This window comes from Burkholderia sp. Bp9031 (assembly GCF_003857965.1).
Classification (GTDB): Bacteria; Pseudomonadota; Gammaproteobacteria; order Burkholderiales; family Burkholderiaceae; genus Burkholderia; species Burkholderia ambifaria_A.
Genome location: NZ_QTPW01000022.1, coordinates 92,401 through 107,703, shown reverse-complemented (window position 1 = coordinate 107,703; position 15,303 = coordinate 92,401). Strand labels below are relative to the sequence as shown.

Below are 15,303 nucleotides of genomic sequence, written 5' to 3'. Positions count from 1 at the left end.
TGGCCTGATTCCAGGCACCGAATTTCCCGATCCGTTTTCTGAATTCGCTGAAGCGTCGCGTTGCGCAGTCGGCCGTTTACCGCGCCGCTTCGCTGCCACGTCGTTATGCGAGAATCCCCCGCAACGACAACTCCAAGCGTCGATCGCGGCGGCCGTCCGCGCATCGCGCCGATTCTCACGATGGCAGCCAACCCGTCTCTCCCGGCCGCAGGCAATGCCCGCGCGCTGACCGACGCGCAGCAGGCGCTGCTTACGCGCCTGCTTGCCTATTCCCCCGACGACCCGCACGCCGCGCTGCCATACAGCCGCCGCCTCGCCGAAGCGGAAGGCTGGACGCATGCGCACGCGCTGGCCGTGATCGACGAATACAAGCGTTTCGCGTTCCTTGCGCAGGCGGCCGGGCACCCGGTCACGCCGTCGGTCGCGGTCGATGCCGCCTGGCATTTCCACCTGCAGTACACGGTCGAGTACTGGGACGTGTTCTGTGCCGACGTGCTGCAGGCAAGGCTGCATCACATGCCCGGCACCGGCGCGCCGGACGAGGCCGTCGTGTACGACCAGCGCTATCGCGACACGCTCGACAGCTATCGCCGGCTGTTCGGCTGCGAGCCGCCCGTGTCGATCTGGCCGCAGCCCGTGCGGTCGCGTGCCGGCCACCGGGCATCGCGGGCGGATGACAGGCCGGTCGCACGTGCGCCGGGCGAGCCCGGGCCGGAAGCCGCGGCGGCTCCCGCAGCGCGCAGAAGCTGGCGCAGCCGGCTGCCGAATCTGCCGAAGCTGCTGTGGCCCGCGGCTGTCGCAAGCGTCGCCGCGACCTGCGCGTCGGCACAGGACTTCAACGTGCTGAACTACACGGGGCCGCAGTTTCTCGCCTTCTATATACCGGCCTGCGTCGTCGCGCTGCTGGTGATCGTCTGTTTGCAGCAGATCGAATACCGTTGCCGGCGCAGGAGCGTATTCACCCGCGAAGCGATGCCGGACCTGACGGCCGAGGAGGTCGCGTACATCACGGGCGAGGAGCCGCGGGTCGTGCAGGTCATGACGCTGTCGCTGATCCAGGCGGGTGCGATCGACCTGAGGATGGCCGGACGGTTGGGCGCGCGCGTCCAGATCCGCGATCCGGCGCGTGCAGGCGACTACGCGGAAGAGTGCGCATGGCTGGCCGGGCAGCCGGGCGGGGAGGTGAGTTACGGCGCGTTCTGCCGGCTTCTTGCGCATCGAGCGTCGGGATATGCGAATGCGATGTGCCGGCGCGGCTGGCTCTGGGCGCCCGGCGAGATGCGCACGGCGCGGCTGGCCGCGCGCGCGATCGTGCTGGCCGTGCTGGGCACGGGCATGGCGAAACTCGCGGTCGGGCTGAGTCGCGGGCGGCCGGTGCTGCTGCTCGGCATCGGCATGGCGGTGTTCGCGATCGCGTACCGCATTATCGCGGCGCGCATGACCGGTTTCGGGCGCGGTGGCCTGTCGGTCGGCGGGCAGGCGACGCTCGCCGCGCACCGGAATGATCACCGGGACGAACGCAGTACGCCGGACGATCTGTTGTGGGCCACCGCACTGTTCGGCGCGGGCGCGCTGGCCGGCACCGTGTGGGCGATGCATGCGAGCGCGTTGATGGAGCCGCCGCCGCTGATGACGGCGGCGCGCGCGGGGGGATCGATGGGGACATCGTCCGGCAGCAACTCGAGCGACTTCGGGTCGAGTTGTTCGTCGTCGAGTTCATGCAGCTCCAGTTCGTGCAGTTCGAGTAGCTGCGGCGGGTGTTCGTCGAGTAGTTGAGTCGTTGAGGCTGGTGCCATACCGCGTGGCAGCGGACGGGAGCTTTGACGATGGAGAGGAAGGCGGGGACTTGTTCAGCAGGTTGCGTCGCACGCATCGAAGATGCACGACAGTGAGTCGTGAGCCGAATCATCTAGAGCAGAGGGGGCGGATCTCCGCTGACCAGCGTTGGACAATAAAAAAAAGCCCGCGGAATGCGGGCTGAGTCGAACGAGCGTGTCATCAAGGACACGAATAATTGTTATCCAATGACGCGACCGCGTTCAAAATTGCGCGATTCGCTGATATTCACTGACGTTCTGCACCGAATTCATCGCTTGCTGATATGCCTGCTGCAATTCCGTCTGCGCGGTTTGCGCGGTCGCGACGATGGCCTGATCGACCGTGTGAATGGCGCGCAGGATGTCGCGAGCGGCGTCCGATTGCGGCGCGGGAAGCGACATCAGAAGCGGCGAGCGCTCGTCGGCGAGTCGCGCGGCTTCGATCCAGTCCTGGCGCTTGCCGGCCGCTTCGATCGCCTGGGTCAGGTCCCAGACGCGATCGATCGCAGCCCATTCGTTGTCGGTCGCGGTGGTGCGGTTGTCCATGATGATCTCCTTCGCGCGCTGCTCAGCCCTTGTTCGCGGACATCGCGCCCTGGCTGTTCGTGCCACCGAAGAGCTGCGTCAGATACTGCGAGTTGTTGTTCATTTGTGCCATCAGCGTATTCAGCGCAGTGAATTGCGCTTGATACTGATTGGTGAGCTGCGTCTGATAGTTCGACAGTGTGTTTTGCTGTGTCGTCAGGCTGGTCAGATCGGCGTTGAGCGCCGACGTGCGCGTCTGGATCGGGCCGCCGGTCGCGAGGTAGCCGGTGATCAGCGTGTTCATCTTCGCCGCGACACCATTGGTCGAGTTGAATAGCGTCGACACTGCACCGCTGTTGTTCTGCAGTGCGTTGTTGAGTGCCGTGCTGTCGACCGACAGCGTGCCGTCGGCCTGCAGTGTGATGCCGATCGATGCCAGCGACTGCGTGGTGCTTCCGCCTTTCACGCCGCCTGCTACGACGGAGGCGAGTCCGTTCTGGATCATGTTCAGTGTCGAATCGCCCAGCAGTGGTCCTTGCGTTGTGGCGGTCGCGCTGTAGGACGTCAACGTGCCGAACGTCGTCACGAGCGTGTTGTACAGGTTGACGAAGTTGTTGATCGCGGTCGATTGCGACGTCGTGTCGGAGGCGACCGTCACGACCTGAGGGGTGGTGCTGATTGCGGCCGCTGTCAGGTTCAGCGTGACGCCGGTCAGTGCAGACGACAGCGTATTGCTGGCGCTCGTCACGGCCGTTCCGTCGATCGTTACGTACGCGTCCTGAGCGGGCGTGGACTGGGTCCAGCCGTTGTTGGACGTCGGGGTCGTGCTGCCGGCATTCACGACGTTGCCGTCGCTGTCGATGCTCGGCGTGCCGCCCGCATTCGACGAGACGGCCAGTGCTGACGATACCGTGCCCGACACGGTCGTGCTGATCACGTTCGCCGCGCCGCTTGCGGTCGACCGGAGTACGAGGTGAGCGCCGTCGACGCCATTGACGACGGTCGCCGAGATGCCGGGGTTGTCGCTCGCCGCATTGATCGCCGCGGCGATGCCGTCGACCGTATTGTTCGAATTGTCTAGCGTGATCGTGCTCGACTTGCCGCCGATCGTCAGCGTCATCGAGCCGGTGCCGAGCGTTTGCGCGGCTGGCTTGAAGCCTTGCGACGTCAGCACTTGCGCACTTGCGATCTGACGCACGCCGACCGAATAGGTGCCGGCGACGGCGCCGGTGCCGGCCGTCGTGGTCAGCCCGTCGCCGCTGGCCGTTGCGCTGAACTTGTTCAGCATGGTGCCGTTGCTGAGCGTCGTCAGGCTGGCCTGAAGTGCCGACAACGCGGACGACACCGTGCCGTAGGCGGAAATCTGAGTGTTGTCTGTCGTTTGTTTCGCGGTGATGGCGGCGGCCTGGCCGGCCGTCTTCGCGTTCACGAGCGCCGTCACGAGGGAGTTGACGTCCATCGTCGTGTTGCCGGTCGAGCCGCTGATGATCGATTGCGCGGCCTGCTGCAGCGCGCTGTTCGCGCTGGCGCTGGACGTGCTGGTGTTGACGGTGGACATTTGATGGCTCCGTGCCCCGGACGAGCGATGCGTGTGTGGTGATCGGATGCGTGTTGCGTGATGGCTTTGGTCTGTCGCGATTCAGCCGGTTGTCGATTCGCGCAGGCCAAAGCGCCCGGGGCGCCGCGCGATGCTTTGCGTGAGGCCCCGGGCGTGACGGCAGGAAGCGATATTACTGCAGGAGCTTCAGGACCTGCTGCGGCAGCGAGTTCGCTTGCGCGAGCACCGAGATGCCGGCTTGCTGCAGCACTTGCGCCTTGCTCAGGTTCGCGGTTTCCTGTGCGAAATTCGCGTCCTCGATTTGCGATTGGGCGTTCGCCAGGTCGGTCGACTGTGCCTGCTGCGTCGTCGCGATGGCCGTGAAGCGGTTTTGTGCCGCGCCCAGGTTTGCCTGGATGTTGTTCACGGTAGCGAGCGCGTTGTCGATCGTTTCCATCGCGAGGTTCGCGCCGGACGTCGTGCTGATGTTGATGTCCGACACTTGCGCCGGCTTGTTGTTGACGTTGGCCGTGTTGATCGAGTCGGTCGCAGCCGTCACGTTCGGGTTGTTTTGCAGGACGCCTGCGCCGGAGAGGGCCTCCGCACCCGTATTCGTTGCGCTGCCAACCGAGAACAGCTTCGCCGCTTCATTGTTGATTGCGGAGTTGGTTTCAACGGTGCCGTCAGACTTGACCGCAGCGAACACGTAACCGCCGTTGCCATCGGAGTATGCGTTGACGGAGGTATAGGTCGGATTCCCGCCACCCGTATTGACTGCATCGCCCGCTGCATTCAGGTTGACTGAAACGCTGCCGAGCAGCGTGCCGGTATGTGTCGTCGAATTAGTCGTGGTGATGGTGGCCGCATTCCCCGATGCGGTCGCGTCGCCATTCAGTGCCCCGGTAGATGCGATCCCCAGCGTGGCGCCGGCACCATTCGTACCCGGCGTGACGGTGAAGAGACTTGCGAGCGAGGTGGACGAATTGCTTGTGTCGACGGCCGTTCCACTGCCGTTCGTGCCAGAGTACGCTTGGAATGTGTATCCGCCTTTGCCATCCGCGAGAACCGCGATCGACTGAATTGCATTAGTCGGAGCGGTTCCCGTTTCCGCAGTCGAGAGATCATCACCATCGAGGTACTGGCCGCTAGCCAGATTGATATTGCCAATCGACGTGCCAGCAGCGGGGTATCCGCCCGCCTTGTACGTCGGTGCGACGTAGTTGGCCGATTTCGCGGTGCTGATAGCCGACGTTGCCGAAGTCTGAGCAGCTGCATCCCCCGAAATGACGCTCGAGAAGCTGGAGGACAGCCCGATCGAACCCGGGCTCGTGCCGGAGCCGGCGGTCGTTGAGAAGAGCGATGCCAGCGCTGCGCTACCCGAGGCCGTGTTGGTTGCGACGCTCGACGTGATGTCCTTGCCGCTGCTGTCGAGAGCCTTGAACGAGTAACCGCCCACACCATCAGCATCGATTTCGATCGACTTGATCGTGCCATTTACACCGTCTTCGGCAGACAGGTCGGTCTTGAGGGCAGTCGTCAGGTCGATTTGGGAGAGCTTCGTACCCGCAACCGCGAAGCCGCCAGGCGTTACTTGTGCGTTTGCTGACTGGATTGCCGCGATCGCGCTCGTTTGTGCAGCGCTTGCACCGTTGGTCAGCGCACCTTGTGCCTTGAGCGTCAGCGCCGTACCCGAACCCGTATTCGCTGCCTGACCACCGAACAGATTGGTGACTGCCGAGTTCGTCAGCGCCTGGTTGTTCTGGTCCGTAAACGTGAAGCCGCCGTTGCCATCTGCGAGAACGTTGATGGTCGTGAGTGCGGCCGGACTGGATCCCGAGCCAGTGTGTGCAGAGCCGTCCGCATTCAGGCTCAGGCCCGACAGCGTGCCGACCACCGAGCCCTTTTGTACGAGGCCGCCGCCAAGCGACGCCGACGACAGGCTCTGCGACATGTTCAGGCCGATCGTCTGGCCGACGTTCGCGCCGACCTGGAAGCTGATGTTGCCGGCCGAACCGTCAAGCAGGTTCTTACCGTTGTAGTTCGTCTGCGAGGCGATACGGTTAACTTCGGAGATCTGTTGCGTGACTTCTTCTTGCAACGCTTGTTGGTCCGTCTGCGACAGCGAGCCGCTCGACGCTTGCACCGCGAGCTGGCGAATACGTTGCAGGCTCGACGTGATCTGCGACAGGCCGCTCGATGCGGTCTGGATCATCGACACGCCGTCGTTCGCGTTCGATACGCCCTGATTCAGGCCGTTGATCTGCGTTTGCATGCGGGTCGAGATCGCCAGACCGGCCGCATCGTCGGCCGCGCTGTTGATGCGCTTGCCCGACGACAGGCGGGTGATTGCCTGCGACAGGGCGTTCTGCGAGCCGTTGAGGTTCTGCTGCGCGACCAGCGAGTTGATGTTGCTGTTGATTCCGAGCATGGAAATTCTCCTGTTTGAGCCGAAAGCCCTGGAAAGCCGTTTTGGCGTCGGCGGAAGCACTCGTTCATTGCTGGCCGCCTCAGAGCAGGATTTCGGCGGCCCGAAACAAAACTTGAGGGGTGCATGGAGATTCGGCCCGATTTCTTGTCCTTCTTTGTCATTTCGGACGGGCCCGGCTCGATGCCGGATTGGGGGGTGCGGAGGCTGGCCCAGCCACGCAGTCGTTCGCCTGTGCATACGCAATCGACAAAAGGGTGGTTTTGTCTGTGATTCCCTGCTATGATGGCGGGCTGAATTGAGATTTTCTGTCAAGCCTGTGCCGTCTCGGCATTCTTGCTGGCAGTCAAACGCGGCGCTGCACGCGGCTTGTGAAGCGTACTCGCGGTGCTTTCCGCCTCTCTTTTCCGGCCTCCGAGGCCGTATTTCCGCTCGTTTCGCCTGTTTGTGGGGACGCTCGGATGGCCGGTGCGTGGCGCTTGGCCGCTACGTTTTTGACCGTTTAAGCAATTTAGGAACGACATGACGACGATTCTTCTGAAAGAAAACGAGCCGTTCGAAGTGGCGATTCGCCGCTTTCGCCGTGCTATCGAAAAAAATGGCCTGATCGCTGAACTGCGCGAACGCCAGTCCTACGAAAAGCCGACCGCAGTCCGCAAGCGCAAGAAGGCAGCAGCCGTCAAGCGCCTGCACAAGCGCCTGCGCAGCCAGATGCTGCCGAAGAAGCTCCACTAAGAGCGTCTACGGTTCGCCGCAAAACGGCGGAGCGTGCTTCGAAAGAAGCCGCTCCGCCGTTTTGCTTTTCGGGGTTGGAAAATGTTGAGGATCCTGACGGAAAAATGGCCGATCGGCTGCCGGACGGCGGCACGGCCATGTGGCGGTTCCACCGGCGGCCGATGGGTGAGGCCGTCGAAACCTTCACCCGGAAATCGATCTTCGCGCTCGCATTCGCCGTGCGCAGATCATCCCCGGCGGCGCGTTGACTCGCGGACGCGGTAAACCGGCCAGTTTGGGCGCCGTCAACCGGCCTTGCGGCGCCGTGCCGGCTGCTGTTTACCGCCGAGCGCCGCGCATTGCGCGTGACACGGGCAGCCGGCCTCGTGGTCGTTGACCATCCCGGTTGCCTGCATCAGCGCATAACAGATCGTCGAGCCGACGAACTTGCAGCCGTACGCCTTCAGCGCCTTGCTGAGCGCGTCCGACTGGGCAGTCGACGCGGGCGCGTCGCGATACGACTGCCATGCGTTCTGCACCGGCGTGTGGTCAACGAATGACCACAGGAAGTGCGCGAGTGACCCGTGATCGTCGCGAATGCGCTGCACGGCCCGTGCGTTGGTCACCGCGGACTCCACCTTCGCGCGATTGCGCACGATGCCGGGATTCTCGAGCAGCTTCTCGATGCGCTTCGGCGTGAAGCGCGCGACCGCGTCGACATCGAAGTCGGCGAACGCCTCACGATAGCCGGCGCGCTTGTTCAGGATGGTCGACCACGACAGCCCCGCCTGCGCGCCTTCCAGAATCAGCATTTCGAACAGGTGGCGATCGTCATGCGACGGCACGCCCCACTCGGTATCGTGATAGCGAGCATCCGCTTCCGTCTTTACCCAGTTGCACCGCTGCGACATCGTCCGCCTCGTTCCAGTGTCGATTCGATCGTGCCAGCATAGCGGAAGGCCCATTGACGGCATAGCTGGCCGAACGGCAGATGGGCGCGCGGCGCCGATCCGGTTAAGCTTGGCGCCTGTTCGAATCAGCAGGATCAACGCATGACGGCATTACTTTTCGCGATCGGCATCGACGGCGGCGGCACCGGCACCCGCGCGGTCCTGGCCGACCGGCACGGGCGCGAGCTCGCGCAAGGGCGCGGCGGCCCGTCGGGGCTCGGCCTCGGCATCGAGCGCGCGTGGGCATCGATCGGCGCGGCCTGTGGCGACGCGTTCACGCGGGCGGGGCTCGCGTTCAACTGGTCGCAGTGCGCGCTCGGCTGCGGGCTCGCGGGCGTCAACAATGCCGCGTGGCTCGCCGCGTTCCGTGCACTGGCGCCGCTCGACGCCATCGCGATCGAGAGCGACGCCTATACGACCGTCGTCGGCGCGCATGGCGGCGCGCCGGGGCTCATCGTCGCGCTCGGCACGGGCAGCATCGCGGCGGCGCTCGATGCGGCGGGCGACTGCCGCATCGCGGGCGGCTTCGGCTTTCCGTCCGGCGACGAGGCGAGCGGCGCGTGGCTCGGCGTGCGCGCGCTTGCATACGCCCAGCAGGCGCTCGACGGCCGCGTGCCGCGCGACGCATTCGCCGACGCGCTGCTCGCAGAAACGGGGGCGCATGATCGGGATGCACTCGTCCAGTGGTCATGCGATGCGAACCAGACAATCTATGCGCGCCTTGCGCCGATCGTGCTCGCGCACCGCACCCATCCCTATGCGGCCGCGCTGATCGCGCAGGCCGGCGACGAGATCGGCAAGATGATCGACGCGCTTGATCCGCAGCAGGCGCTGCCGGTCGCGCTGTGCGGCGGGCTGGCCGACGCGCTTGCGCCGGCCGTGCCGGCGCGTCACGCGGCCCGGCTGCGCGCGCCGCTCGACGACTCCGCGCATGGCGCGTTGCGGCTCGCGCTGCAGGCGCTGAGGGCGGCTGAAGCGGGGTGAGTGGTTTGAAGGCGGGCAGAGCGCGGCGAGTGGGCCGAGCAGGCCGACCGTGTCAAGCAGGTCGCGCGCATTGAGCGAACTGAACGGGCGGTGCAGATGAAGCGGCTCGAACAGGCTGGCCAAGTCGAATCAGCGGACCGAAGGCCCACGCGCCCAACCGCCCGGCGCGCCCCTGAGCACGACGTTAAAATACGGGTTCCGCAGCATCCTGCGCGCCATTCCCCCGTCCCCATGTACAAAGTCATCGCCACCGATCTCGACGGCACCCTGCTGAACAGTGACCACCAGCTGGATCCGTACACGATCGAGACCGTCCGCCGGCTCGACCGCGACGGCCTGCAGTTCGTGATCGCGACGGGCCGTCACTACGCGGACGTCGCCGGCATCCGCGACGTGCTGGGCATCCGGCCGTACCTGATCACGTCGAACGGTGCGCGCGTGCACGCGCCGGACGATACGGCGATCCACGCGCAGGACATCGATCCCGCGATCGTCCGCGGCCTCGTGCAGCCGGGCGTGACCGGCGCGCACGGCCGCGTGATCGTCAACCTGTTCACCGACCAGGGCTGGCTGATCGACCGCGACGCGCCGCACCTGCTCGAATTCCACCAGGATTCGGGTTTCCGGTACGACGTGATCGACATGGCCGCGCACGACGGCGCGGATATCGCGAAGGTGCTGTACATCGGCGAGCCGGCCGATCTGGCGGTGGTCGCCGAGCAGATGCGCGTGCAGTTTGGTGATGCGCTGTACGTCACGTACTCGCTGCCCGATTGTCTCGAAGTGATGACCGCCAACGTGTCGAAGGGCCGCGCGCTGCGTGCGGTGCTCGCCCGGCTCGGCGTCGACGCCGGCCACTGCATCGCGTTCGGCGACAACATGAACGACATCGACCTGCTCGAAACGGCCGGTCACGCGTTTATGATGAACAACGCGAACCCCGATCTGATCGCGCACCTGCCGCACATCCCGCGGATCGGCAACAACTTCGACGCGGGCGTCGCCCGCCACCTGCGCACGCTGTTCGCACTCGAGGACACCCTCGATGGCGTCGCCGCTTCCTGAGCGGACATGAAAAACGGGCGCCAGCGGCGCCCGTTCAAATTACCTGCCTCGATATTGTTTGACAGCGTGAGGCTCGCTGTTCTGCTCGCGTGACCCCGTAGTGTTTTATTCGCTTGTGCGAGCGGATGCGGGCAGCAGGCCGACGGCATCGTCGCGCCCCGCGATCAGCGGGTAGACGACCCCCGCGATTGCCGCGCCGATGATCGGTGCGACCCAGAACAGCCACAGCTGGCCGATCGCGTCGCCGCCCACGAACAGCGCGGGGCCGGTCGAGCGGGCCGGATTCACCGACGTATTGGTGACCGGGATCGAGACCAGGTGAATCAACGTCAGGCACAGGCCGATCGCGATCGGCGCGAAGCCGGCCGGCGCGCGCTTGTCGGTGGCGCCGAGAATCACGAACAGGAAGAAACCCGTCATCACGACTTCGCAGATGAACGCCGCGCCAAGCGCGTAGTGGCCGGGCGAGCGCTCGCCAAAGCCGTTCGTCGCAAAGCCGCTGCCGACGACGTCGAAGCCCGGCTTGCCGGTCGCGATCAGGTACAGCACGAATGCACCGATCGTCGCACCGACCACCTGCGCAACGATGTACGGCGCGAGATCGCGTGCCGGGAAGCGGCCGGCGACCGTCAGGCCCACGCTCACCGCCGGATTCAAATGGCACCCCGAAATATGGCCGATCGCGAATGCCATCGTCAGCACGGTCAGGCCGAATGCAAGTGCGACGCCGGCAAAGCCGATGCCGAGGCCCGGAAAGGCGGCGGCCAGCACAGCGCTGCCGCACCCGCCAAGCACGAGCCAGAACGTCCCGAATGCCTCTGCAGCCAGACGCTGAGAAAGATTCATGTAAGAACCTCGTTCAAGTGAGGTGACGACAATCGGACGACCGGGCGATTTATTCGACGCCGGGAATTGGTCTGGATTATAGGAAATGAATCGGCTTGGGGAGGGTCAACGATTGTTAAATTTGAATGGCTGGCGAATGCCCTTTATTAGAATAAGTCCGCATTCTCGATATAGCCGAATCGGTTAAAGATGGCAGCATTAATTTCGAAGAGCAGGGCGGCAGTGGGGATGACGTAACGGATGCTGGTGTTCCGGCCGGACTCGCCGGAGCCGCATCATGGAAAAAAGGGAGTCGAAAAATGTCTCAATACGCGAAACTCAAGGCGCAGATCGCCGATCTGCAGGCTCAGGCGGATGACGTGCGTCGCCAGGAAGTGGCGGCGGTGATCGCCGACGTCCAGCGAATGATTGCCGAATATGGGCTGACGGCCCAGGACCTGGGCTTCGCGGAGCGAGCGCGGCGCGGCCGTCCGCCGAAAAAGGCGCCGCTACCCGCGAAATACCGCGACCCGAAGTCGGGTGCAACCTGGAGCGGGCGCGGCAAGCCGCCGAATTGGATCGTCGGGAAAAACCGCGATCGTTTCCTGATCGAATGACCGCGCAAAAAGAAAGAGCCGCATCGACGATGCGGCTCTTTGGCTTTTTCGCGCCGATTTCGACGCGAATTTTCGGGAATATTTCCTGACGAATTTCGGCGTCAGGCGCCCGCGACTTGACGCAGGGTCGGCTGTTTTGCCGTCGTGCAAAGCGATTCGTAAGTTTCGACGTAGCGTCGCGCCATCGCTTTCGAGCTGAAGCGCGTATCGAAGCGTGCGCGGATCGCGTCGCGCGACAGGCTGTCGATCCGGTGCAGCGCGCCGACCGCGCCCTGCACGTCCTCGACGATGAAGCCGGTCACGCCGTCCTCGATCACCTCCGGCACCGAGCCGCGGTTGAAGGCGACGACCGGCGTGCCGCAGGCCATCGCCTCGATCATCACCAAGCCGAACGGCTCCGGCCAGTCGATCGGGAACAGCAGCGCCTTCGCGCCGGACAGGAACGCCGGCTTTTGTGCCTCGTTGATCTCGCCGATGAATTCGACATGCGCTTCGCCGAGCAGCGGCTCGATCACTTCCTTGAAATAGTCGGCGTCGGCCTTGTCGACCTTCGCGGCGATCTTCAGCGGCAGCCCGCTTTGCGCGGCGATCCGGATCGCGGTGTCGACCCGCTTTTCGGGGCAGATCCGGCCGAGGAACGCGAGGTATTCGGGCTTCACGTCCGGTTGCGGCGTGAGCAGCGTGTCGGGCAGCCCGTGATATACGGTGCCGGCCCAGGCGGCCTGCGGCAGCGGCTTGCGCTGCGAATTCGAGATCGAGACGACCGGCGCGTCCGGGAACGCGTCGAACACCGGCTGCAGCTCCGGCAGGTCGAGGCGGCCGTGCAGCGTCGTCACGTAAGGCGTATCGAGGCGCGACATCAGCGGGAACGGCAGGTAGTCGAGGTGAAAGTGCAGCACGTCGAATTCGTGCGCGACACGGGCGACCTGCTCGATCAGGCGCATATGGGGCGCCATCGAGTCGCGAATCGACGGGTCGAGCCGCAGTGCGCGCGGCCATGCCGCCTCGAGACGGGCGGACGTGACGGAGTCGCCGCTGGCGAACAGCGTCACGTCGTGGCCGAGTTCGACGAGCGCCTCGGTGAGGTAGGACACGACACGCTCGGTGCCGCCGTAGAGTTTCGGCGGGACGGCTTCGTAAAGCGGCGCGATCTGGGCAATACGCATGGGCGTTCTCCGGTGTCGACCAGCGTAGGCGCTCGAGTGCGCATGCTGGTCCGATACAAGGTTGCGGAACTCGCCGACGTACGCTTTCTGCGGTACGTGGCCGGGTCCGTGGCGCGATGCGCGGGACGCCGGGCGGCAAGCTTCGGGGGCGGGCCGGCACGGCTCCCGCCGCCGCCCATTGGAGTCCATTATCGATATCGCCTTCAGGGGTTCGAGTGTTTTTTCAAACACTTAAGGCTTGTTACACGATGAAATACGCGAAAACCCCGATAAAAAGGGCGCATAAACATGGATCGAGATGGCCGCAACTATTGTTGCGCTATGGTGAAAAACCACTATAATTTTTACCGACTCACGCGCCGGCAGCCTTGCCGGACGGCCTCCAGCCGGATTCGACCCCTGCAGCACCGCATCGCTGACGAATTCGCGCCCCATTTGCCCCCGTCTTTTGTCCCCTTTCAATTCGCCTTGTCGGAAAAATTCCTACACGGTTTACAGACAAATCCTGCATGGCATACGTCACTTCGCTGATACCGGCGCAAATGCCGTTTGGCCAAAATTCGCCCTGTAAGACTGATAAACGTGCCGGCGGACGCCAAGAATCGACCTGTTCGAGCAAACGTTTTCATAATGAAAGGCCAAAGCAAAAGCTCTTAACGGGGGAATCATGAGCGCCACCAGCGAAATGCTCAGTGAGATCAAAGAGGTCAACCTGTCGTACCTCCTCCTCGCGCAGCGCCTGCTGCGGGAAGACAAGGCGATGGGCATGTTCCGCATGGGCGTGTCCCAGGAACTGGCCGACGTGCTCGCGAACCTCACGCTCGCCCAGACCGTGAAGCTCGCCGCATCGAATCAGTTGTTGTGCCGTTTCCGCTTCGACGATCACGCGTTGCTGTCCTCGCTCGCCGACAAGGGGCGCAGCGACGTCGTCACGCACGCGCACTCGGCCATCCTGATGGCCGGCCAGCCGGTCGAAAGCGTCCGCTGATCCTTTTCCGCCTTGCGTTCGTCCCGGCGTGGCGCGCCGGCGGGCGACGTATTGGCCACGCATCCGAACAACGTCAAGCGGACGGTTATTCACCATGGCAAGCAAAAGCGTCGTGATCGAGGTGAAGGAAATCACCCTCGCCATCGAACTGATCGAACTGGGTGCCCGGCTGCAGCTGCTGGAGGCGGAGACGAGCCTGTCGCGGGACCGTCTGATCAAGCTGTACAAGGAGCTGAAGGGGGTGTCGCCGCCCAAGGGGATGTTGCCGTTCTCGACCGACTGGTTCATGACGTGGCAGCCGAACATCCACTCGTCGCTGTTCTACAACATCTACCGGTTCATGCAGGATCACGGCCGCTGCGAGCCGATCCAGTCGATCGTGAAGGCGTACCGGCTGTATCTGGAGCACGTAAACCTCTCCGGCGACGAGGCTGCGCTGAGCCTCACGCGCGCGTGGACGCTCGTGCGCTTCTTCGACTCGGGGATGCTGCAGACGACCCCGTGCACGCGCTGCGGCGGCCACTTCGTCGCGCATGCGCATGATCCGCATCAAGGTTTCGTCTGTGGCCTCTGCCAGCCGCCGTCGCGCGCGGGCAAGACCCGCAAGGCCGCCGCCGCACGCGCGGAGCTGGCCGCCGCGGCCGCCTGAACCCCGCCGGGCGCGGCTCGGGCGGCGCCGGCCGGCTCCCGCGCGCCGCGCGAACCGGCCGGGATTGCTGGTAAACACCGCCGCGCCGCCGTCCCACGACCGCCAAAGTTTTCCTGACGACTGCCGTAAACCTGTTTAACGGCGGTCTCCCCGCCGGTCTTTCGTGAGGGACAGGCAGTGCTGATTATCGTGGGAACACTCGTGACGCTGTTGTCCGTCTTCGGCGGTTATGCGCTGGCAGGCGGGCATCTGGGCGCACTGGTCCAGCCGCTCGAGATCCTGATGATCGTGGGCGCGGGCGTCGGCGCGTTCCTTCTCGGCAACGGCATGAAGACCATCAAGGCGACGCTGCGCGTGCTCCCGACGCTCTTCAAGAGCTCGAAGTACACGAAGGATGTCTATATGGAGCTGATGGCGCTCTTGTACGTCGTGCTCGCGAAGGCGCGCAAGGAAGGCACGCTGACGCTCGAGGCCGACATCGACGATCCGGACAAGAGCCCGATCTTCACGCAATACCCGAAGATCCTCGCCGATCGCCACATCGTCGAATTCCTGACGGACTACCTGCGCCTGATGGTGGGCGGCAACATGAACGCGTTCGAGATCGAGAGCCTGATGGACGAGGAGATCGAGACGCATCACACGGAAGGCGAAGCGCCCGCGCACGCGCTGATGCGCGTCGGCGACGCGATGCCGGCGTTCGGGATCGTCGCGGCCGTGATGGGTGTCGTGCACACGATGGCGTCGGCCGACAAGCCGCCCGCGGTGCTCGGCGCGATGATCGCGCAGGCGCTGGTCGGCACGTTCCTCGGGATCCTGCTGTCGTACGGGCTGATCGGGCCGCTCGCGAGCCTCGCGGAGCAGCGCGTCGCCGAATCGACCAAGATGTTCCAGTGCATCAAGGTGACGATCCTCGCGAGCCTGAACGGCTATGCGCCGGCGATCGCTGTCGAGTTCGGCCGCAAGGTGCTGTTCTCGACCGAGCGTCCGTCGTTTGCCGAGCTCGAAGAGCACGTGCGCCGCGTGAAAGCGAAGTGACGC

14 protein-coding genes and 2 pseudogenes are annotated in these 15,303 nt (G+C 64.5%); 9 read left to right on the top strand and 7 right to left on the bottom strand.

Annotated elements, in window-relative coordinates; genetic code table 11:
* Positions 1-180 precede the first annotated feature (180 nt).
* A complete protein-coding gene (locus tag DIE15_RS25160; RefSeq protein ID WP_124834629.1) occupies positions 181-1,776 on the top strand; it encodes a TIGR04222 domain-containing membrane protein in 1,596 nt (531 codons plus the stop codon).
* 263 nt (positions 1,777-2,039) lie between these two features.
* On the opposite strand, the gene DIE15_RS25155 is transcribed toward DIE15_RS25160, so the two are convergent.
* From DIE15_RS25155 to DIE15_RS38175, 4 genes and pseudogenes are all read right to left on the bottom strand, one after another.
* The gene (locus DIE15_RS25155) at positions 2,040-2,363 is read right to left on the bottom strand and encodes a flagellar protein FliT (protein WP_124834628.1); all 324 of its coding nucleotides are present in this window, start codon (positions 2,361-2,363) and stop codon (positions 2,040-2,042) included.
* 22 nt (positions 2,364-2,385) lie between these two features.
* The gene (gene fliD / locus DIE15_RS25150; RefSeq protein ID WP_124834627.1) at positions 2,386-3,900 is read right to left on the bottom strand and encodes a flagellar filament capping protein FliD; all 1,515 of its coding nucleotides are present in this window, start codon (positions 3,898-3,900) and stop codon (positions 2,386-2,388) included.
* Positions 3,901-4,072: 172 nt separating this feature from the next.
* A pseudogene (locus tag DIE15_RS38180) lies at positions 4,073-4,396 on the bottom strand (flagellin); the annotation flags it as partial.
* A gap of 1,002 nt (positions 4,397-5,398) precedes the next feature.
* Positions 5,399-6,307: pseudogene (locus tag DIE15_RS38175) on the bottom strand (flagellin); the annotation flags it as partial.
* Between the two features lie 519 nt (positions 6,308-6,826).
* Between DIE15_RS38175 and rpsU the strand changes: the two are divergent.
* Both rpsU and DIE15_RS37145 read left to right on the top strand, forming a co-directional pair.
* Positions 6,827-7,039, top strand: coding sequence for a 30S ribosomal protein S21 (gene rpsU / locus DIE15_RS25140; protein ID WP_006401410.1), 213 nt, complete (start codon positions 6,827-6,829; stop codon positions 7,037-7,039).
* 104 nt (positions 7,040-7,143) lie between these two features.
* The gene (locus DIE15_RS37145; protein ID WP_160327502.1) at positions 7,144-7,287 is read left to right on the top strand and encodes a hypothetical protein; all 144 of its coding nucleotides are present in this window, start codon (positions 7,144-7,146) and stop codon (positions 7,285-7,287) included.
* A gap of 36 nt (positions 7,288-7,323) precedes the next feature.
* Here the strand turns inward: DIE15_RS37145 and DIE15_RS25135 are convergent, their stop codons facing one another.
* A complete protein-coding gene (locus tag DIE15_RS25135; protein WP_124834625.1) occupies positions 7,324-7,929 on the bottom strand; it encodes a DNA-3-methyladenine glycosylase I in 606 nt (201 codons plus the stop codon).
* A gap of 141 nt (positions 7,930-8,070) precedes the next feature.
* On the opposite strand from DIE15_RS25135, the gene DIE15_RS25130 reads away from it, so the two are divergent.
* Both DIE15_RS25130 and DIE15_RS25125 read left to right on the top strand, forming a co-directional pair.
* Entirely contained in the window at positions 8,071-8,952 is an 882-nt protein-coding gene (locus DIE15_RS25130; protein ID WP_057930159.1) for a BadF/BadG/BcrA/BcrD ATPase family protein, read from the top strand.
* A 231-nt stretch (positions 8,953-9,183) separates the two neighbouring features.
* Positions 9,184-10,017: a Cof-type HAD-IIB family hydrolase gene (locus DIE15_RS25125; protein ID WP_124834624.1), complete on the top strand. Its 834-nt coding sequence runs from the start codon at positions 9,184-9,186 to the stop codon at positions 10,015-10,017.
* A 105-nt stretch (positions 10,018-10,122) separates the two neighbouring features.
* Here DIE15_RS25125 and aqpZ read toward each other — a convergent pair whose 3' ends face one another.
* Positions 10,123-10,863 carry an aquaporin Z gene (gene aqpZ, locus DIE15_RS25120; RefSeq protein ID WP_124834623.1) on the bottom strand — a complete coding sequence of 247 codons (741 nt, stop codon included), beginning with the start codon at positions 10,861-10,863 and terminating at the stop codon, positions 10,123-10,125.
* A gap of 299 nt (positions 10,864-11,162) precedes the next feature.
* Here aqpZ and DIE15_RS25115 point away from each other — a divergent pair, with 299 nt between their 5' ends.
* Positions 11,163-11,459 carry an H-NS histone family protein gene (locus tag DIE15_RS25115; protein ID WP_057930162.1) on the top strand — a complete coding sequence of 99 codons (297 nt, stop codon included), beginning with the start codon at positions 11,163-11,165 and terminating at the stop codon, positions 11,457-11,459.
* Positions 11,460-11,560: 101 nt separating this feature from the next.
* On the opposite strand, the gene DIE15_RS25110 is transcribed toward DIE15_RS25115, so the two are convergent.
* The gene (locus DIE15_RS25110) at positions 11,561-12,625 is read right to left on the bottom strand and encodes a glycosyltransferase family 4 protein (protein ID WP_124834622.1); all 1,065 of its coding nucleotides are present in this window, start codon (positions 12,623-12,625) and stop codon (positions 11,561-11,563) included.
* Positions 12,626-13,292: 667 nt separating this feature from the next.
* On the opposite strand from DIE15_RS25110, the gene flhD reads away from it, so the two are divergent.
* The 3 genes from flhD (at position 13,293) to motA (ending at position 15,300) form a co-directional block, all read left to right on the top strand.
* The gene (gene flhD, locus DIE15_RS25100) at positions 13,293-13,613 is read left to right on the top strand and encodes a flagellar transcriptional regulator FlhD (protein ID WP_057930164.1); all 321 of its coding nucleotides are present in this window, start codon (positions 13,293-13,295) and stop codon (positions 13,611-13,613) included.
* 94 nt (positions 13,614-13,707) lie between these two features.
* A complete protein-coding gene (flhC, locus tag DIE15_RS25095) occupies positions 13,708-14,262 on the top strand; it encodes a flagellar transcriptional regulator FlhC (protein WP_057930165.1) in 555 nt (184 codons plus the stop codon).
* Positions 14,263-14,439: 177 nt separating this feature from the next.
* Positions 14,440-15,300, top strand: coding sequence for a flagellar motor stator protein MotA (motA, locus tag DIE15_RS25090; RefSeq protein ID WP_057930166.1), 861 nt, complete (start codon positions 14,440-14,442; stop codon positions 15,298-15,300).
* Positions 15,301-15,303 lie beyond the last annotated feature (3 nt).